This window comes from Streptomyces griseus subsp. griseus, from assembly GCF_000720255.1.
GTDB lineage: Bacteria > Actinomycetota > Actinomycetes > Streptomycetales > Streptomycetaceae > Streptomyces > Streptomyces griseus_I.
The window spans coordinates 1-621 of the sequence record NZ_JOJE01000144.1; the positions used below are offsets into that span (position 1 = coordinate 1).

Consider the following 621-nt stretch of genomic DNA (forward strand, 5'->3'; position numbering starts at 1 on the left):
GCGGACCAGGACCTCGTAGAAGACGGCTCGCTTGAACCAGTCCGGGTCCCGGTCCTTGGCCGGTGTGTCCTCGAAGGTGTCCGGGACGGGCTCGTTGACGATCATGTTGTGGGTGACCCTCCGATCTGCGGGGTGGACGGTCGCAGAACCGTCAGGACGTGTGCCGGCCGGTCGCCCGGTTCGAGACGCACGTAGTTGGCCCTGCCCCAGTGATAGGTCTCGCCGGTGAGCTCGTCGCGCACCGGCACCGACTCGTGCCAGTCCAGGCCGAGTTGCGGCATGTCCAACGAGACCGTGGCCTCCTGGGTGTGGTGGGGGTCGAGGTTGGCGACCACCAGAACCGTGTTCGAACCCTCTCGTTTCGAATACGCGATCACGGCTTCCTTGTCCGTCTGGTGGAAGTGCAGATCACGCAGTTGTCGCAGGGCCGGGCTGTTCCTCCGGATGGTGTTGAGCTTGGTGATGAGGGGGGCGAGGGTGCGGCCCTCGCGGGCGGCGGCCTCCCAGTCGCGGGGGCGCAGTTGGTACTTCTCGGAGTCGAGGTACTCCTCGCTGCCCTGGCGCAGGGGGGTGTTCTCGCACAGTTCGTAGCCGCTGTAGATGCCCCAGGTGGGGGAGAGG

1 pseudogene is annotated in these 621 nt (G+C 66.5%); it reads right to left on the reverse strand.

The annotated features are described in order from the left end of the window. Positions 1-101 precede the first annotated feature (101 nt). Positions 102-621, reverse strand: a pseudogene (locus IG99_RS43515) (alpha-1,4-glucan--maltose-1-phosphate maltosyltransferase); the annotation flags it as partial.